This window comes from Rhodococcus sp. IEGM 1372 (assembly GCF_030056835.1).
In the GTDB taxonomy this organism is placed as follows: domain Bacteria; phylum Actinomycetota; class Actinomycetes; order Mycobacteriales; family Mycobacteriaceae; genus Rhodococcoides.
The window spans coordinates 34,599-51,281 of sequence record NZ_JASHKS010000001.1 but is presented as its reverse complement, the minus strand read 5'-3'; the positions used below and the strand labels follow the sequence as shown (position 1 = coordinate 51,281).

General features: G+C 65.3%; 18 protein-coding genes. 14 read left to right on the top strand and 4 right to left on the bottom strand.

All coding sequences use genetic code 11. From position 1 onward, the window contains the following. Positions 1 to 14 precede the first annotated feature (14 nt). Together dapA and QM590_RS00230 are read left to right on the top strand one after the other, a co-directional pair. Complete coding sequence (gene dapA / locus QM590_RS00235; RefSeq protein ID WP_032377140.1) at positions 15 to 923, top strand: 4-hydroxy-tetrahydrodipicolinate synthase; 909 nt, start codon at positions 15 to 17, stop codon at positions 921 to 923. A 107-nt stretch (positions 924 to 1,030) separates the two neighbouring features. Beyond that, positions 1,031 to 2,785 (top strand): ribonuclease J, encoded by a 1,755-nt coding sequence (locus QM590_RS00230; protein WP_037189531.1) that lies wholly within the window; start codon positions 1,031 to 1,033, stop codon positions 2,783 to 2,785. A 31-nt stretch (positions 2,786 to 2,816) separates the two neighbouring features. On the opposite strand, the gene QM590_RS00225 is transcribed toward QM590_RS00230, so the two are convergent. Next, positions 2,817 to 3,596 carry a sulfite exporter TauE/SafE family protein gene (locus QM590_RS00225; protein WP_094614466.1) on the bottom strand — a complete coding sequence of 260 codons (780 nt, stop codon included), beginning with the start codon at positions 3,594 to 3,596 and terminating at the stop codon, positions 2,817 to 2,819. Positions 3,597 to 3,691: 95 nt separating this feature from the next. On the opposite strand from QM590_RS00225, the gene QM590_RS00220 reads away from it, so the two are divergent. Together QM590_RS00220 and QM590_RS00215 are read left to right on the top strand one after the other, a co-directional pair. After that, positions 3,692 to 4,315 carry a TIGR03085 family metal-binding protein gene (locus tag QM590_RS00220; protein WP_269593683.1) on the top strand — a complete coding sequence of 208 codons (624 nt, stop codon included), beginning with the start codon at positions 3,692 to 3,694 and terminating at the stop codon, positions 4,313 to 4,315. A 69-nt stretch (positions 4,316 to 4,384) separates the two neighbouring features. Beyond that, positions 4,385 to 7,072, top strand: coding sequence for a DNA translocase FtsK (locus tag QM590_RS00215; RefSeq protein ID WP_269593684.1), 2,688 nt, complete (start codon positions 4,385 to 4,387; stop codon positions 7,070 to 7,072). Positions 7,073 to 7,158: 86 nt separating this feature from the next. On the opposite strand, the gene QM590_RS00210 is transcribed toward QM590_RS00215, so the two are convergent. Next, the gene (locus QM590_RS00210) at positions 7,159 to 7,443 is read right to left on the bottom strand and encodes a YciI family protein (RefSeq protein ID WP_269593685.1); all 285 of its coding nucleotides are present in this window, start codon (positions 7,441 to 7,443) and stop codon (positions 7,159 to 7,161) included. A 41-nt stretch (positions 7,444 to 7,484) separates the two neighbouring features. Beyond that, positions 7,485 to 8,072 carry an amino-acid N-acetyltransferase gene (locus QM590_RS00205; RefSeq protein ID WP_262498345.1) on the bottom strand — a complete coding sequence of 196 codons (588 nt, stop codon included), beginning with the start codon at positions 8,070 to 8,072 and terminating at the stop codon, positions 7,485 to 7,487. A gap of 140 nt (positions 8,073 to 8,212) precedes the next feature. Between QM590_RS00205 and pgsA the strand changes: the two genes are divergently transcribed. From pgsA to QM590_RS00180, 5 genes are all read left to right on the top strand, one after another. After that, on the top strand, positions 8,213 to 8,902 hold the full coding sequence (pgsA, locus tag QM590_RS00200) for a CDP-diacylglycerol--glycerol-3-phosphate 3-phosphatidyltransferase (protein WP_269593686.1): 690 nt from the start codon (positions 8,213 to 8,215) through the stop codon (positions 8,900 to 8,902). Positions 8,903 to 9,100: 198 nt separating this feature from the next. Then, positions 9,101 to 9,442, top strand: coding sequence for a helix-turn-helix domain-containing protein (locus tag QM590_RS00195; protein WP_032397883.1), 342 nt, complete (start codon positions 9,101 to 9,103; stop codon positions 9,440 to 9,442). A 144-nt stretch (positions 9,443 to 9,586) separates the two neighbouring features. Next, entirely contained in the window at positions 9,587 to 10,396 is an 810-nt protein-coding gene (locus QM590_RS00190) for a PspA/IM30 family protein (RefSeq protein WP_068050702.1), read from the top strand. Between the two features lie 43 nt (positions 10,397 to 10,439). Beyond that, positions 10,440 to 11,309, top strand: coding sequence for a phage shock envelope stress response protein PspM (pspM, locus tag QM590_RS00185; protein WP_269593687.1), 870 nt, complete (start codon positions 10,440 to 10,442; stop codon positions 11,307 to 11,309). Positions 11,310 to 11,407: 98 nt separating this feature from the next. Next, positions 11,408 to 11,581 carry a hypothetical protein gene (locus QM590_RS00180; protein WP_179276638.1) on the top strand — a complete coding sequence of 58 codons (174 nt, stop codon included), beginning with the start codon at positions 11,408 to 11,410 and terminating at the stop codon, positions 11,579 to 11,581. Positions 11,582 to 11,594: 13 nt separating this feature from the next. Here QM590_RS00180 and QM590_RS00175 read toward each other — a convergent pair whose 3' ends face one another. Next, complete coding sequence (locus QM590_RS00175; RefSeq protein ID WP_269593688.1) at positions 11,595 to 12,491, bottom strand: diacylglycerol kinase; 897 nt, start codon at positions 12,489 to 12,491, stop codon at positions 11,595 to 11,597. Between the two features lie 223 nt (positions 12,492 to 12,714). Here QM590_RS00175 and QM590_RS00170 point away from each other — a divergent pair, with 223 nt between their 5' ends. From QM590_RS00170 to QM590_RS00150, 5 genes are all read left to right on the top strand, one after another. Beyond that, positions 12,715 to 13,353: a TetR/AcrR family transcriptional regulator gene (locus tag QM590_RS00170; RefSeq protein WP_269593689.1), complete on the top strand. Its 639-nt coding sequence runs from the start codon at positions 12,715 to 12,717 to the stop codon at positions 13,351 to 13,353. 90 nt (positions 13,354 to 13,443) lie between these two features. After that, positions 13,444 to 14,616: a glycosyltransferase gene (locus QM590_RS00165; RefSeq protein ID WP_269593690.1), complete on the top strand. Its 1,173-nt coding sequence runs from the start codon at positions 13,444 to 13,446 to the stop codon at positions 14,614 to 14,616. A 10-nt stretch (positions 14,617 to 14,626) separates the two neighbouring features. Continuing rightward, positions 14,627 to 14,818 carry a DUF3046 domain-containing protein gene (locus QM590_RS00160; RefSeq protein ID WP_027496833.1) on the top strand — a complete coding sequence of 64 codons (192 nt, stop codon included), beginning with the start codon at positions 14,627 to 14,629 and terminating at the stop codon, positions 14,816 to 14,818. A 197-nt stretch (positions 14,819 to 15,015) separates the two neighbouring features. Further along, positions 15,016 to 16,053, top strand: coding sequence for a recombinase RecA (recA, locus tag QM590_RS00155; protein WP_037189523.1), 1,038 nt, complete (start codon positions 15,016 to 15,018; stop codon positions 16,051 to 16,053). A gap of 12 nt (positions 16,054 to 16,065) precedes the next feature. Next, positions 16,066 to 16,617, top strand: coding sequence for a regulatory protein RecX (locus tag QM590_RS00150; RefSeq protein WP_269593691.1), 552 nt, complete (start codon positions 16,066 to 16,068; stop codon positions 16,615 to 16,617). Positions 16,618 to 16,683 lie beyond the last annotated feature (66 nt).

Genomic DNA, 16,683 nt, shown 5'->3' with positions numbered 1-16,683 from the left:
GGTAATCTGCTGCCATGACCTACGGTGACGCCGCTCCTTCCGTTGCGCCTGTGTTCGGTACGGTGCTCACCGCGATGGTGACCCCGTTCACAGCGGACGGCAAGTTGGATATCGATGCGGGCGTTCGGCTGGCACATCATCTCGTCGAGCAGGGCAACGACGGACTGGTTCTGGCCGGCACGACGGGCGAGTCGCCGACCACCACCGAGAACGAGAAGCTCGAACTGCTTCGCGCGGTGATCGCCGCGGTCGGTCATCGGGCACGCATCATCGCCGGAGCCGGCAGCAACGACACCGCACACAGCGTCGAGTTGGCCCGTGACGCCGCCCGTGCAGGCGCACACGGTCTTCTGGTCGTCACCCCGTACTACTCCCGGCCACCGCAGGCCGGTCTGTACGCGCACTTCACCGCGGTCGCGAACGCCACCGACCTGCCCGTGATGCTCTACGACATTCCGCCGCGGTCGGTCGTTCCCATCGAGACCGAGACGTTGCGTCGACTCGCCGAGCATCCACGGATCCTCGCGGTCAAGGATGCCAAGGGCGATCTGAACGCCGGTGCCGAACTGATCGCGTCGACCGGGTTGCAGTTCTACTCCGGCGACGACCCGCTGAACCTGCCCTGGCTCTCGGTCGGAGCAACCGGCTTCGTCAGCGTCATCGGCCACCTCGTTCCGGCGCGCCTCCGCGAGCTGCACACCGCCTTCATGATGGGCGACATCGCGCGTGCTCAGGCGATCAACGTCAGCCTCATCCCGGTCATTCGTTCGGTCGCGCGCCTCGGCGGCGTCAGCGCATCGAAGGCCGGCCTTCGCCTCATCGGAATCGATGTCGGCGAACCACGACTTCCCCAGGTGCCACCGAGCATCGACCACATCGAATTGCTCGCAGCAGAGCTGCGGGCGGCAGGAGTTCTTGTATGACACGACCGAACAGATCGCGCGGACGCGCAACCCGAAACGCCGGACCCCCCTCCGAGCGTCCGGCCCCGAAGCAGGGCCAACCGGCAGGGGCTCGGCAGGGAAAGCCGATGGTGCAGAACTCGGCGCGCACTCAGCGTCCCGACAAGCGTCGTGAATTCGATCCGACGGAGCGTCTCGGCACACCGCCGAAGGCCCCGTTCAAGGGCCTGCGAGTGGTCGCACTCGGTGGCATCGGCGAAATCGGTCGCAACATGACGGTGTTCGAGCACCAGGGCAAGATGCTGATCATCGACTGCGGCGTGCTCTTTCCCGAGGATCAGCAGCCGGGTGTCGACTTGATCCTGCCCGACTTCCGGCACATCGAGAATCGCATGGCCGACGTCGAGGCCGTGGTCCTGACGCACGGTCACGAGGACCACATCGGTGCTGTCCCGTTCCTGCTGCGCCTGCGTCCCGACCTACCCGTCGTCGGATCCAAGTTCACCCTCGCGCTCGTCGCGGCCAAGTGCCGTGAGCACCGATTGCGGCCGAACCTCGTCGAGGTCATCGAGGGCCAGCACACGCAGCACGGCCCTTTCGATTGCGAATACTTCGCGGTGAACCACTCCATTCCCGATGCGCTCGCCATCGCCATCAGGACCGATGCCGGGCTGGTGCTGCACACCGGTGACATCAAGCTCGATCAGCTGCCGCTCGACGGTCGTCTGACCGACTTGGCCGGCTTCTCCCGGCTCGGCGACGAGGGTGTCGACCTCTTTCTGGTCGACTCCACCAATGCCGAGGTGCCCGGATTCGTCACGCCGGAACGCGAGATCGGCGGAGTACTCGACACCGTCATCGGCAAGGCGAAGCAGCGCGTCATCGTTGCGTCGTTCGCCAGTCACGTGCACCGCATTCAGCAGGTCATCGACGTCGCCGAGCGGTACAACCGCCGCGTGGCATTCGTCGGCCGGTCGATGGTCCGCAACATGCAGATCGCTCAGGACCTCGGCTACCTGCGTGTGCCCGACGGTCTCGAGGTCAATGTCGACACTGCCGCAACGCTTCCCGACGACCGGTTGGTACTGATCTCCACCGGTTCGCAGGGCGAGCCGTTGTCGGCGCTGTCCCGAATGGCTCGCGGCGAGCATCGCCAGATCAACGTCAAGGCGAACGATCTCGTGGTGCTGGCGTCCTCACTCATTCCCGGCAACGAGAACTCGGTCTTCGCGGTGGTCAACGGCCTCGCCAAGCGGGGTGCGACCGTCGTGACGCAGCAGAACGCGAAGGTTCACGTCTCCGGCCATGCGTCGGCGGGAGAGCTGCTCTACCTGTACAACGCTGTTCGGCCCACCAATGCCATGCCGGTGCACGGCGAGTGGCGTCACCTGCGCGCCAACGCGGCGCTGGCCAAGGCGACGGGTGTACCCGAGGAGCGAGTGGTGCTGGCCGAGGACGGCGTGGTGGTCGACATGGTCGACGGTCTCGCCGAGATCGTCGGACAGGTGCCCGTGGGGCACGTCTACGTCGACGGCCTTTCTGTCGGTGACGTCGGCGATTCGACGCTGTCCGACCGACTGGTGCTGGGCGAGGGCGGTTTCATCGCGATCAGCGTGGCCGTCGATTCGGCCACCGGTCGTGCGGTGACCGCACCCGAGGTATCCGGTCGCGGATTCTCCGACGATCCGGCTGCACTCAAGGAAGCCGGTCAACTCGTCGAGTCGGAGTTGCAGCGTCTGGCGTCCGACGGCGTGTCCGATACGCACCGCATCGCGCAGGCAGTGCGTCGTGTCGTCGGTCGGTGGGTGGCGGACAAGTATCGCCGCAAGCCGATGATCGTTCCGACGATCATCGCGGTCAAGCCGCAACCGCAGTCGAACTAGGCGCTCCCACAGTCGAACTGGACGCGATCGTCTAGACGAGCAGTCGCCAGAGTCCGATCAGACCGAGGACGACGATGGCACCGCGCAGGGCCGCCGGCGAGAGCCGGCGGCCGTAGCGTGCTCCGACGGCTCCACCGATCAGCGAGCCGACCGCGATCAGTCCCGCTGCCTGCCAGCTGATGTCGTCGAAGCGAAAGATCGTGTACGTCACCGCTGCAACGACATTGACGACCAATGACAGAAGATTCTTGGCTGCGTTCATCCGCTGCATGGTCTCGGGGAGCAGCGCTCCCATCACCCCGATGAGCAGAATGCCCTGTGCGGCAGTGAAATAGCCGCCGTAGATGCCGACCAGCAGAGTGCCGCCGGTGACCAAGGCCATCCGGGTACGGCTGATGTGGTTCGCGGCCTTGCCAGCGGCTTCCGATCGCCGCTTGGCCCAGGCCTGGATTCTCGGTTGTGCGACAACGAGAATCAGCGCGCCGATGAGCAACACCGGAACCACTGCGGCGAACACGGTTTCGGGTAGATGGAGCAGCAGCCAGGCACCGCCGAGCGCGCCCAAGAACGAGGCAGGCAACTGCCACCGCAGTCGATGCCACTGTCCACGCAACTCTCGGCGATAACCCCACGTACCCGAGACGCTTCCCGCCACCAGGCCCACCGCATTGGACATGGTGGCGACCACCGGGGGATAGCCGAATGCGACCAACGTCGGAAACGTGATCAGCGTCCCGGAACCGACGACGGCGTTGATGGCTCCGGCTCCGAGTCCGGCGAGCAGGATGACGAGAATTTCCGATACCGGCACTGTTGGGAGGCTACCGACGCCGCAGGTGCCTCGAACATCGGGGAGTGTGGGGCGGCGGGATGCCGTCGGATCGCTCGGGACGTACCGTGGACCGCGTGAGCCTCGCCCAGGATGAACGTTCCCAACTGGTCCAGACCCTTCTCGACGTGGGTCCCGATGCGCCGACGCTGTGCGGTGAGTGGACCGCAGCCGATCTGGCGGCGCATCTCGTCGTCCGGGAACGACGCCTGGACGCCTCGCCCGGCATATTTCTCTCTCCGCTCGCGGGGTACACGGAGCGCGTCCAGCGATCCGTTGCGAACAAGCCGTTCACGACGGTGGTCGAGGACATACGGACGGGGCCGCCCATGTGGTCGCCGTTCGCACTGCTGGACCCCCTGATCAATCTCGGTGAGATGTTCGTTCATCACGAGGATCTGCGGCGGGCAGGCGAGAGCTGGACTCGACGAGTGTTGCCGGCCGCGGTGGAAACGCGACTGTGGCCGCAGGTTCGGTTGATAGGCCGGGCCGGACACCGTTCTGCGCCGATTCCGGTTCACGTCCGCACCCCGGACGGCCGCATGGCCACGTTCAAGGGTGGATCGGGCCCGGGCGTGACCGTGGTGGGGGAGCCGTCGGAACTGCTGCTCTACGCGTTCGGGCGCGATCAGATCGAGGTGCTGTACGAGGGTTCGGCGGACGACGTGGCTGCCGTGAAGGCACTCGATCTGAGCTTCTGACACATTCACCCCCGCTGTTACTGGTGTTGCGGATGGTTTCGACGGGGCTGTTGCGACTAGCCTGGGGTCATGGCAGGAAAGACCAGCACCTCCACCGCCAGAGCCGGATCCAGCGGATCCGGCTCCTCGCGCGCGTCCGGCACCGCCCGTAAGTCCGGTGGCGGGCGTACTGCGCGCACCGTGACGACGCCGAAGAAGCCCACAGCGCCGCGCAATCCCGCGACGTCGCGTGCGAACGCGTCCTCCCGCGGTAAGGCCCCTGCCAGGGGTGCGTCGACGTCTCGGCGGCCCGCGGCGAAGAAGAAGTCACGCGGTGCCCTCGACGCGATCGGGCGAGGTATCGCCTCCACCTGGTCGATGGCAGCACGCGGAGTCGGTGCCACGACGCGGACGGTGAGCAAAGCCGCCGACATCGAGCACGGCCACCGCCGGGACGGGATCGCCCTCGGACTGATCGCCGTCAGTGTCGTCGTCGCCGCGAGTGTGTGGCTGAGCGCCGGGGGACCGGTCGGCGAATGGATCGAGGTGGGTATCCGCGCCGTCATCGGTGGAGCCGGCTACGTCGCACCCGTGCTCGGTGTCGCAATCGCCGTCGTTCTGATGCGCTCCGAACCGCATCCCGAGGTACGGCCACGACTGGTTCTGGGATCGATCCTGCTCGGCCTGCCGATCCTCGGCCTGTGGCACATGGCCGCAGGCTCACCGACCGACGCCGCCGGACGATCCGAGGGCGCAGGCTTCGTCGGATACGTGGCAGGCGGACCCATAGCCGACGGCCTCACCGTATGGCTGGCCGTGCCGTTGTTGCTGCTCGCCGGCCTGTTCGGCCTACTCCTGCTCACCGGCACCACCGTGCGCGACGTACCCGATCGGATGCGTGCACTGTTCGGCACCGACAGCCGCGGCGACGAATACGACGAATACGACCCGGCCGACTTCGGCTCCGAATTCGGTGACGAGGGCTACGGCGACTACGACAGCAACTTCGACGCCGACGGCTACCCGGTCCACGGAGGCGCGGACCCCTACGACAACTACCCGACCGAGGAATACATCCCGGTCGTCAAGCCGCCACGCGCGCGCAAGACCCCGCCGCCCGAGGCTGCCACCGAGGTCATCGCACCCGCCGCCGCTGTCCCCGCACCTGCTTCCGAGCCGGTCGCGCCCCCGCGGCCGAAGCCCAAGCCGATCGTGAAGGCGGCCGAACCGAAACAGCCGGCCGAGGACGACAAGATCGTCGTCGATCGCGTCGTCGACGGGGATTACACGCTGCCGTCGCTGTCGTTGCTGATCGACGGAGATCCGCCCAAGACCCGCAGCCAGGCCAACGACGCCATGATCGAGGCGATCTCCGAGGTACTCGAACAGTTCAAGATCGATGCCGCGGTCACCGGTTTCACCCGCGGCCCCACGGTCACCCGCTACGAGGTGGAGCTGGGCCCCGGCGTCAAGGTCGAGAAGATCACGGCACTCGCACGCAACATCGCCTACGCCGTCGCCACCGACAACGTTCGCCTGCTCGCGCCCATCCCTGGCAAGTCCGCGGTCGGTATCGAGGTGCCCAACTCGGACCGTGAGATGGTCCGTCTGGCGGACGTGCTCACTGCGCCGTCGACGCGTAAGGATCACCATCCGTTGGTGATCGGACTCGGTAAGGACATCGAGGGCGACTTCGTCAGCGCCAACCTCGCGAAGATGCCGCACTTGCTGGTGGCCGGTTCCACCGGTTCCGGTAAGTCCAGTTTCGTGAACTCGATGCTCGTCTCGCTGCTCGCACGGGCGACCCCGGACGAGGTTCGGATGATCCTGATCGACCCGAAGATGGTGGAGCTGACGCCCTACGAGGGAATTCCGCACCTCATCACCCCGATCATCACGCAGCCCAAGAAGGCTGCCGCGGCGCTGGCCTGGCTCGTCGAGGAGATGGAGCAGCGTTACCAGGACATGCAGATCAACAAGGTCCGTCACATCGACGACTTCAACAAGAAGGTGCGGTCCGGCGAGATCACCGCGCCCCTGGGCAGCGAACGCGTCTACCGTCCGTATCCCTACATCCTGGCCATCGTGGACGAGCTGGCCGACCTGATGATGACCGCCCCGCGTGACGTCGAAGAGGCGATCGTGCGGATCACTCAGAAGGCGCGCGCCGCCGGCATTCACCTGGTGCTCGCCACCCAGCGTCCTTCGGTCGACGTCGTGACGGGCTTGATCAAGACGAACGTGCCGTCGCGTCTGGCCTTCGCCACGTCGTCTCTGACCGACTCCCGCGTCATCCTGGACCAGCCGGGTGCGGAGAAGCTCATCGGTATGGGAGACGCGCTCTTCCTACCGATGGGTGCGGGCAAGCCGACGCGTCTGCAGGGTGCGTTCATCACCGACGAGGAAATCGCCGCCGTCGTCGACTTCGCCAAGAACCAGGCCGAGCCGGAGTACAACGAGACCGTCACCGCTGCGAAGGTCTCGGACAAGAAGGACGTCGACCCGGACATCGGCGACGACCTCGACGTGCTGTTGCAGGCGGTCGAACTGGTCGTGACGAGTCAGTTCGGTTCGACGTCGATGCTGCAACGCAAGCTTCGAGTCGGCTTCGCCAAGGCCGGGCGATTGATGGACCTGATGGAGAACCGCGGAGTCGTCGGCCCGAGCGAAGGCTCGAAGGCCCGCGAGGTACTCGTCAAGCCCGACGAGCTCGACGGTCTGCTGTGGTCGATCAAGGGCGGCGACCCGGACGAGCAGCCCGCGTCGGAGGAGTTCTGACCGCTTCCCGGCCTGGGTGGATGGACCACTGCAGCCGTCTCGGCGGTGCAGTGGTCCATTCACGCGAACCGGGTGAGCGGGGAAGATCAGGACGTGAAGGTGCCCATGACGGGCGTCCATTCGTGGAACGTCGCCGACTCGATCAGGTTCTCCACCGCGAACGGGTCTTGCGCGAACAGCGTCTCGACGGTGGCAGCATCCGTGCCCTCCACCAGCAGGAGCGCACCGCTGCCATCGGCGTACGGTCCACTCGAAACCAGGGTTTTCCGGTCGAGCAGGTCGGCCAACCAGGCGCGATGTGCTGCGCGGTGAGTGTCGCGCCCGTCTGTGGTGGCGGGTGAGTAGGTGTAGCTGACGGCGATCAGGGGCATGGAGCTCTCTTCCGGATTCGAGGGGTGATCCCGGAATTCTGTCAGAGCGACAGCAGCATCCGCGTGTTGCCCAGAGTGTTCGGTTTGACGTAACTCAGGTCCAGGAACTCCGCCACGCCGGTGTCGTAGGAACGGCACATTTCCGCATAGACCTCGGCCGTCACGGGGGTTCCGTCGATCTCGGCGAACCCGTGTCGAGAGAAGAAGTCCACCTCGAAGGTCAGCACGAACACTTTCTGCAACGCCAGATCACGAGCGACCTCGATCAGTTTGGCGACGATCAGGTGGCCTGCGCCGTGCCCCTTGGCGGCGGGATCGACGGCGACCGTGCGAACCTCGCCCAGATCGGCCCACAGCACGTGCAACGCACCGCAGCCGATGATCTCGCCGTCACGCTCGGCGATCCAGAACTCCTGCACCGCCTCGTACAGGGTGACGAGGTTCTTCTCGAGCAGAATGCGTCCGGCGTAGATGTCGATCAAACGCTTGATCTCGGGGATGTCGGAGGTTCTGGCTCGACGCACGACGAGGGTGCCGTCGTTCGCGGAGCCGAGGTCCGCGATGTCGGATTGCACGTCGGATTCGGGGTCTGCGATGTCGCGACTCGCCCGATTCGGCCCAGAAGTCATGGGGTGAACAGTAGTCAGTACCGCAACCGATAAACTTTTCGTGTGTCGTTCAGTGAGCTGTGTCCCCGTCTCGGCGGATCGGTGCTGCGCCGAAGCCGACACACCGACCGGTACGTCGTCGACGGCGCGCGGTTCTGCCGATGAGCGGGCCGGTGACGCCCGATCACGGCGTTCCATCCAGTGGCGAGATTCCGGGCAACCGTCCCTCCGGGGCTTCGGCCCCACGTGATTCGGGCCTGCCTCACGGCAACGCTGTCACCGGTGGTCCGGACGAAGTGCCGTTGCTCAATATCGCGAACGTCCTGACGGTGCTCCGAATCGCACTGGTTCCGGTCTTTCTCGCCGCACTGTTCGTCGGTGACGGCCACGACACATCCTGGCGGCTGGCGGCAACCGCAATCTTCGCTGCTGCTGCAATCACCGACCGGATCGACGGCCAGTTGGCCCGCAAGTACGGTCTCGTCACAGATTTCGGGAAGATGGCCGACCCCATCGCGGACAAGGCTCTGATCGGTGCTGCGCTCGTCGGACTGTCGATGTTGGGCGACCTGTCGTGGTGGGTGACGGTGATAATCGGTGTGCGGGAGATCGGCATCACCGCGGTGCGGTTCGCCGTCATCCGCCACGGAGTGATCCCCGCAGGGCGCGGCGGCAAGGTGAAGACTCTGGTGCAGACGTTCGCGATCGGGGTGTACCTGTGCCCGCTGCCGAGCGTGTTCGACCCGGTCGCGGTCGCCTTGATGGCGCTGGCGGTACTGCTCACCGTCTACACCGGTGTGGACTACGTGGTGCAGGCCGTTCGTCTGCGCCGAGGCGTGTCCTCCGCGTGAACTCGTCGGCGGGCTACAGTCGTGGTGGCCGTGTCGCAGCTGTTTCGGCGCGTGTCGCAGTGAACGGGCATATAGGGTCGGGAACCAATCGGACCGACTGGGACGTTGAACATCGTGACGGCTCCGGACGAACGAGATGTGAACGTTGTCGTCTCGACGGCACAGCCGTCGGCACGAACACCAACGAGGAGGAGCGAGATGGCGCTGCTATTGCGTGAAGCACTCGGCGACAGTTTGCGGCGTACTCGCGTCGCACAGAGCCGAACCCTGCGTGAAGTCTCGAACACCGCACGCGTCAGCCTCGGATACCTTTCCGAGGTCGAACGCGGTCGCAAGGAAGCGTCGAGCGAGCTCCTCGCTGCGATCTGCGACGCCCTCGCCGTCCCGCTCTCGGACGTCATGAGCGATGTCAGTGTGACACTGTCCGACGCCTCGACCGCCGCCGCGCGGCTCGACGAGGCGGCGGTCGCCACCCGCATCGACGGCGATACTCGCGTCGTGATTCCGGCACCTGCTGCCAGAGCACTCGCCGCCGCCTAAGATCGGAAAAGTACCCAGTTTCCAGTCCTGACCCAGACCACGCACCCGACTTTCACAGCACGGACAGGTTCATTTCGGTCACTGCGAGAGCAGCCGACCCGTACGCGGCCACCGCGGCGCAACAGATGGAGGCAGGACCACCCCATGGCTAATCCTTTCGTCAAGGCCTGGAAATACATGATGGCGCTCTTCAATTCCAAGATCGACGAGAAGGCCGACCCCAAAGTTCAGATTCAGCAGGCGATCGAAGACGCACAGCGACAGCATCAGGCTCTGTCCCAGCAGGCCGCGTCGGTCATCGGTAATCAGCGCCAGCTAGAGATGAAGCTCAGCCGTCAGCTGGACGAGGTCGAGAAGCTCAACGCGAACGCGCGGCAGGCGGTGACGCTGGCCGATCAGGCCGCCACTGCAGGCGACATCGAGAAGGCCACGCAGTACACGAACGCAGCCGAGGCGTTCGCAGCACAGCTGGTGACCGCCGAGCAGAGTGTCGAGGACCTCAAGGTCCTGCACGACCAGTCTTTGCAGGCGGCCACCCAGGCGAAGAAGGCCGTCGAGCAGAACGCCATGGCTCTGCAGTCGAAGGTCGCAGAACGCACCAAGCTACTGAGCCAGCTCGAGCAGGCGAAGATGCAGGAGAAGGTCAGCGAATCCCTGCGGTCTATGGACAGCACGCTGTCCGCGCCCGGCAACACCCCGAGCCTCGACGCGGTGCGCGACAAGATCGAACGTCGCTACGCTGATGCCCTCGGATCGGCAGAGCTGGCCCAGAACACCGTGTCGGGTCGCATGATGGAGGTTCAGCAGGCGTCGGTGCAGATGGCGGGTCACAGCCGCCTCGAACAGATTCGTGCATCGATGGCAGGTGACTCGTTGCCGTCGGGCAATGCCGCGGCGAAGCCCTCGATCTCGAAGTCCCCGGACGCGACGCCCGAGCCACCGGCTCAGGCATAGATCGAGCCGGCGAACAGCTCGGACGTCCGACAGCAACGTCGACATGAACAGCAGAGAACACGAAGCCGGCCGGTCGCGTAAGCGGCCGGCCGTTTCGCTCGATCGCGAGGCCGTGACCGCAGCCGTCACCGAGTCCGGTGCCGTGGTCAAATCGCTGGCGGAGTCCGCTCGGAGTGTCGGGACCTCGATTCTCGACGCCGCAGGGCGCCGAAGGGATCCCCGCGTCAAGCACCTGAAGAAAATTCGCCGCGCCAGACGACGCGGAATCAGGTTCGGTGCCGCGTCCACGACGACGGCCGTGGGAACTGCGGGGATGGCCGTGCTGTCGGCACCGGAGTGGACTCTGTTCGTGGGCGGCGGTAGTGCGGCGCTGATGGCCGTACCGGCCGCATTCGCGGTGACGCGGTTGCGGCGACTTCGAGCCCAACCGGTGCCGGTGGGACTACCGACCAAGCGCGTGTTGCCGCAGCGCGGATCTGCCGCGTACGAGTCGATGACCCGACTGGCCGGTGCCGAGCAGAGTCTGTTCGAGCTACTGGGAATCCTGGCGAGATCCGAGACGATCGGTGCCGAGCACGTCGAGGAGATGATCGGGGTGACCTCCGACGCAGCCCGCGGCCTCGAAGGAGTCGCCGTCGACATCGCCGCTCTGGAACGTGCGGGGGCGGCAAGCGCTGTGACCCGCGAGCACCTGCGGGGCGGAATAGCCTCGGCTGCAGCCGAACTCGCCACCGGTGTCGATCAGTACGAGCAGCTCGTGGCCGCGGCCGCGCGGATGACCGGACCGGCAGGATCGGCGTCGACGACGGTCGTGGAATCGCATCGACGCGAGCTGCTGTCGGCTACGGATCGACTGCAGGGGTGGGCCGAGGCGCTCACCGAACTCGACCAGATTCGGTCGCGGCACCGCTGAGACAATTCAGGGTTCACCCCGATGTGTTCGTCGCGCGGGAGTGCCAGTATCGAAGTACGCGAAACGACACGGTGCGCGGCGACACGGTAGGAGCACTCATGTTCTGGAAAGTACTGGGATTCATCGTTCTGATCTGGATTGCGCTCGCGCTTCTGGGCACCATCATCAAGGGTGTCTTCTGGCTCGTGGTGGCCGGCGCGATCGTGTTGGGCCTGGTATGGCTGTACAAGGCGATCTCCTCCGACAACGATCGCTCGTCGCTGAAGTTCTGACGCGGCGGCTCGGTCACCCGCGAGCCATGGAATCCTGATTCACGAACACCCGAAGTGCCCGCGGCACGCAACGCGCGGTGACAGGTAGTTCGGCGACTCGCTCACCGTCCGCATAGGCGACGATTCCGTCGCATCGCAGCGTGACCTGCGTCGAGGTGTAGGTGTCCACCTCGGGCCGGTCGATGTGTGTTCCCCGGTAGAGCGTGGGGGACAGTCCGAGCAGTCGAGTCCGGCTCACCCCTCGGATGACGGTGACGTCGAGAAGGCCGTCGTCCACGATCGCGGCGGGGCACACGACCATCCCGCCACCGTAACTTCTGCCGTTTCCGACAGCGACCAAGGTGGCGTCGAGACGAAGCTCGGCATCGTCCAGTTCGATGACGTACGGCAGCTTTCGGAGGGACGCCAGCTGAAGCATCATCGCTGCGTTGTACCGCAGCGGTCCGCGTGGCCAGCGCAGTCGCTTGGCCCTCTCGGTGACCAGCGAGTCGAAACCACTGGACAGGACGGTGGCGAACCAGCGCTCGCCGATCCGTCCGAGATCGATTGCGCGGGTGACGTTGTCGGCGACGATGTCGGCGGCGTGAACAGCATTGCCACGAGGCAGTCCCAGAGACCGTGCCAGATCGTTGCCGGTACCGGCCGGGATCAGGCCCATCGGGACGTCGGTGCCGGCCAGTACTTGGACGACGAGATTGACTAGCCCGTCGCCGCCGACGGCGACCACCGCGTCCGTACCGCTGCCGACTGCCTTCTCGAGCAAAGTCAACGCATCCCCGGGTGTGCGGCCTTCGATGGCCGTGACGTCAAGTTCACGCTCCCGCAGTCGAGCCACGGCGCACCGTCCGGCGTGCCCCGCGTGCCCACCGCCGGCCATCGGATTGGTCAACACCGTCACCGATCGGGTCATGCTCGCAACGATTTTTCGATCACATCGATCAGCTTGCCAGGGTCGACGATTGCCGTGGTGGTGACCGAAGCGATTCCTGGTCGAATGCGCCCGACGCAGATTGCGCATGCGCGTTACTGGCGATCTTCGGACCCGATGTGCGTGTAACCGTGAGGTACTGTAACGAAATAGACTGTTACTACGCGTAATACGGTCTTTTTGTCCGAATCGAGAAAGGTGGCACGTGATCGAGCAGCCGGCGTCGAGTCCTGTCTCGTCGGAGCAACCGCAGTCGTCGTCCGGGACCGTTGCTCCCGAGAAGTCGGTCGAGAACACCGTTCTCGACGCGGCGCGGTCCTGCATCCTCGAACACGGAGTCAAGCGCACGACCTTGGCCGAGATCGCGCGTCGCGCCAAGGTCAGCAGGCCCACCGTGTACCGAAGATGGGCCGATACACGAGCTGTGGTGTCGAGCCTGCTCACGCGAGAGATCGGTGCCCTGATTCCGAGCTTCGACGCTTCGGCACCGGCTCGTGATCAGCTCGTGACTGCCGTGGGTGACGTTGCCGACCGCATTCGACTCCATCCGCTTTTCGTGAAGATTCTGCGTTCCGATTCCGACGTGCTCGCCACGTACATTCTGCATCGGCTCGGAACCAGTCAGGCGTTGATCATCGATGCACTGGCTTCTCTGGTCGTTGCCGGACAACGTGATTCCTCGATTCGTGCGGGGGATCCCACCACTCTGGCCACGTTGGTATTGCTGATGGTGCAGTCTGCGGTCCAGTCCGCGGAGATGGTGTCCGAGCGGGTGTCCGGTGCCGAGGTGACACGCCAGATGGCGTTCGCCGTCGACCGTTACTTGCGACCCGAGGGTGCGTGAACGAGGCTGCGTCCTGACCTGACCGCCCCTCTCGCGACCTGATCTCAGCACACGTCGAGCGGTACGGCTCGAGTGTGGCACGCTGGGTCGGTGCGAGTAGCAGTGGTGGCCGGGCCCGATCCGGGGCATGCCTTTCCGGCGATCGCCCTGTCTCTGCTCTTCCGCGCGGCCGGCGACGAACCGATCCTCTTCACCGGTAGCCGCTGGGTACCCGCTGCGCACGCCGCGGGCCTGCGAGCGCTTCCGCTGGGTGGACTCGCACCGCGGCCGGAAGACGACGATCTCGATGCCGGACAACGGATCCACTCTCGGGCGGCGTTCGTCTCGACCGAGTTGCTACCCGACCTCGAGCGGGAGAACGTCGATCTCGTCGTGTCCGACATCCTCACCGCAGGGGGTGGCATGGCCGCCGAGCGTCTCGGTATCCCCTGGGTCGAACTCTCGCCCCATCCTCTGTATTCGCCCTCGAAAGGGTTGCCGCCCATCGGAAGTGGCTTGGCTCCGGGTATCGGGATTCGGGGCAGGCTGCGCGATGTGGTGATGCGCGCGTTGACGGCACGCTCGATCGCTCAGGGGCGCACACAGCGTTCCAGCGCACGGACGAGCATCGGGTTGCCTGCCGAGGACCCGGGTCCCGCTGCTCGGCTGGTCGCCACTATTCCAGCGCTCGAGGTGCACCGACCCGACTGGCCGGCGGAGGCGCACGTGGTCGGCCCGCTGCTGTGGGAGCCGACGGACGAGCTGCTCGATGCCCCCGACGGCTCGGCACCGCTGGTGATGGTCGCGCCGTCGACCGCCTTCACCGGTGCGGAAGGAATGCTCGAGATGGCGCTGAAAGGGTTGGACGGCAAGGGGGTGCGGGTCGTGGCCTCCGTTCTCGACGGAGGTCCCGACGCTCTCCCGAGCTGGGCGAACGCAGGCCTCGGCCGCCAGGACGAACTGCTGCGCCGTGCCGATGTGGTGGTGTGCGGCGGTGGCCACGGCATGCTGGCCAAGTCTCTCGTTCACGGCGTTCCGGTGGTGGCCGTCCCCGGCGGTGGTGATCAGTGGGAGCTGGCGAATCGGGCCGCCCGGCAGGGGAGTGCGGTCATCGTACGTCCCCCGACGCCGACCTCGATCGCCGACGCGGTGGCCACGGTGCTGTCCGATCCGCGTTTCGCTCGGGCGGCGGGGGCGGCGGCGGACGGGTCGCAGTCCGTCGAGGATCCGGTGTCGGTGTGTCGTCACGTGCTCGCCCGCAGCGGTCCACGGAGCGGGCGCTAGGGTTGTCGTTGTGCGTCTGACCGAATTTCGTGAACTCCTCACCGAGGAGTTCGGCTCCGTTCGAGGAAACTCCCTGCTGGCCGATCATGTGTTGTCCGGCATCGGTCGCACCGGAGCGCAGGCCATCGAGGACGGCGTCGACCCGCGAGAAGTGTGGCGCTCGATCTGTTACGAGTTCGACGTTCCGAAAGAGCGCTGGTAGTACCGCACCGGTCCGGTCGATCTTTTCCGGCGTGTCGAAAGCCGGGGTAGTTGACTCGAACACGTGTTCCCCTATGCTGATGTCAACGGTTGCTGAGCGGTCTCGAGAAACTTCTTGTCGGTACCCCGTTCTAGCGTTACCGACGACAAAGCTGATCGATACGACACAGCTGAACGACACGACACAGGGAGCTCACGATGGCTGCATACGATCGCGACAAAGCGCTCGATCTCGCACTTGCGCAGATCGACAAGAACTTCGGCAAGGGCTCGGTGATGCGCCTCGGTGACGAGGTCCGACAGCCCATCGCCGTCATCCCCACGGGATCGATCGCGCTCGATGTGGCACTCGGCATCGGAGGGTTGCCGCGTGGACGTGTAATCGAGGTCTACGGTCCGGAATCCTCGGGTAAGACCACCGTCGCCCTCCATGCAGTGGCCAGTGCTCAGCGAGCCGGCGGCATCGCTGCCTTCATCGACGCCGAGCACGCTCTGGATCCGGACTACGCGAAGAAGCTCGGCGTCGACACCGATGCATTGCTGGTGTCACAGCCCGATACCGGTGAGCAGGCTCTCGAAATCGCCGACATGCTGATCCGATCGGGTGCTCTCGACATCCTCGTGATCGACTCGGTGGCGGCACTGGTGCCGCGCGCCGAGATCGAGGGTGAGATGGGCGACAGCCACGTGGGTCTGCAGGCCCGCCTGATGAGCCAGGCGCTGCGCAAGATCACCGGTGCCATGAGCAACTCGGGCACCACCGTCATCTTCATCAACCAGCTGCGCGAGAAGATCGGCGTCATGTTCGGCTCTCCCGAAACCACCACCGGTGGTAAGGCATTGAAGTTCTACGCCTCGGTTCGCCTCGACATCCGCCGCATCGAGACCCTGAAGGACGGAACCGATGCCATCGGTAACCGTACCCGGGTCAAGGTGGTCAAGAACAAGGTTGCGCCGCCGTTCAAGCAGGCCGAGTTCGACATCATCTACGGCAAGGGCATCAGCCGCGAAGGCTCGTTGATCGACATGGGCGTCGAGCACGGCTTCATTCGTAAGTCGGGTTCGTGGTTCACCTACGAAGGTGACCAGCTCGGTCAGGGCAAGGAGAACGCCCGCAAGTTCATGCTCGAGAACCCGGACGTACGGGACGAGATCGAGAAGAAGATCATGGAGAAGCTGCAGATCGGCGCGGACGTCACCGCAGAGGACCCCGCAGCTGCTCCGGTCGACTTCTAACCTGTTGTCGCTGTGCAGCAGCGAGACGAAGGCGGCGGCACCGAGGCGCAGGCGAAAGATGTCTGCCTTCGGTTGCTGACCGACCGAGCGCGCAGTAGGCACGAACTCGAAGCGAGCCTGGCCAAGAAGGGCTTCACCGCGGAAATCGCGAACGCTGTTCTCGACCGGCTCGAGAAGGCCAAGCTGGTCGACGACGAATCCTTCGCTCAGCAGTGGGTCCAGTCCCGGCACAAGTACTCCGGCAAGGGCAAACGTGCATTGAGCATGGAGCTCCGCAACAAGGGAGTCAGCAACGAACTCGCTGTGCATGCACTCGATCTGATCGATGCAGACGACGAGCGTCAGCGCGCAGCCGAGTTGATACGCAAGCGATTCCGCACGCTGCAGTTGCCCGATCCCAGCGGACCCGATGCTCGAACCGAGCGAGACAAGGTTGTGCGCAAGCTGGTCGGCATGCTCGCCCGCCGCGGCTACTCGCAGTCGATGGCATTCGCAGTGGTCAAAGAGCAGCTCGACCGTGCAGGTGCCGATACCGAAGACTTCGACGGCCCCGACTCGATGTGATCGTCCACCTCGAGCCGGTGCCGTCGAGAAACAGTAAGGCCCGCAACACCATCGGTGTTGCGGGCC

What these genes read in the sequence shown, in the direction of transcription:
- QM590_RS00195 (WP_032397883.1), top strand. Translation starts at nt 9,101, where the DNA reads ATGGCGCTGCTATTGCGTGAAGCACTCGGCGACAGTTTGCGGCGTACT.
- recA (WP_037189523.1), top strand. Translation starts at nt 15,016, where the DNA reads ATGGCTGCATACGATCGCGACAAAGCGCTCGATCTCGCACTTGCGCAG.
- QM590_RS00215 (WP_269593684.1), top strand. Translation starts at nt 4,385, where the DNA reads ATGGCAGGAAAGACCAGCACCTCCACCGCCAGAGCCGGATCCAGCGGA.
- QM590_RS00210 (WP_269593685.1), bottom strand. Translation starts at nt 7,443, where the DNA reads ATGCCCCTGATCGCCGTCAGCTACACCTACTCACCCGCCACCACAGAC.
- pgsA (WP_269593686.1), top strand. Translation starts at nt 8,213, where the DNA reads ATGAGCGGGCCGGTGACGCCCGATCACGGCGTTCCATCCAGTGGCGAG.
- QM590_RS00230 (WP_037189531.1), top strand. Translation starts at nt 1,031, where the DNA reads ATGGTGCAGAACTCGGCGCGCACTCAGCGTCCCGACAAGCGTCGTGAA.
- dapA (WP_032377140.1), top strand. Translation starts at nt 15, where the DNA reads ATGACCTACGGTGACGCCGCTCCTTCCGTTGCGCCTGTGTTCGGTACG.
- pspM (WP_269593687.1), top strand. Translation starts at nt 10,440, where the DNA reads ATGAACAGCAGAGAACACGAAGCCGGCCGGTCGCGTAAGCGGCCGGCC.
- QM590_RS00205 (WP_262498345.1), bottom strand. Translation starts at nt 8,072, where the DNA reads ATGACTTCTGGGCCGAATCGGGCGAGTCGCGACATCGCAGACCCCGAA.
- QM590_RS00180 (WP_179276638.1), top strand. Translation starts at nt 11,408, where the DNA reads ATGTTCTGGAAAGTACTGGGATTCATCGTTCTGATCTGGATTGCGCTC.
- QM590_RS00175 (WP_269593688.1), bottom strand. Translation starts at nt 12,491, where the DNA reads ATGACCCGATCGGTGACGGTGTTGACCAATCCGATGGCCGGCGGTGGG.
- QM590_RS00190 (WP_068050702.1), top strand. Translation starts at nt 9,587, where the DNA reads ATGGCTAATCCTTTCGTCAAGGCCTGGAAATACATGATGGCGCTCTTC.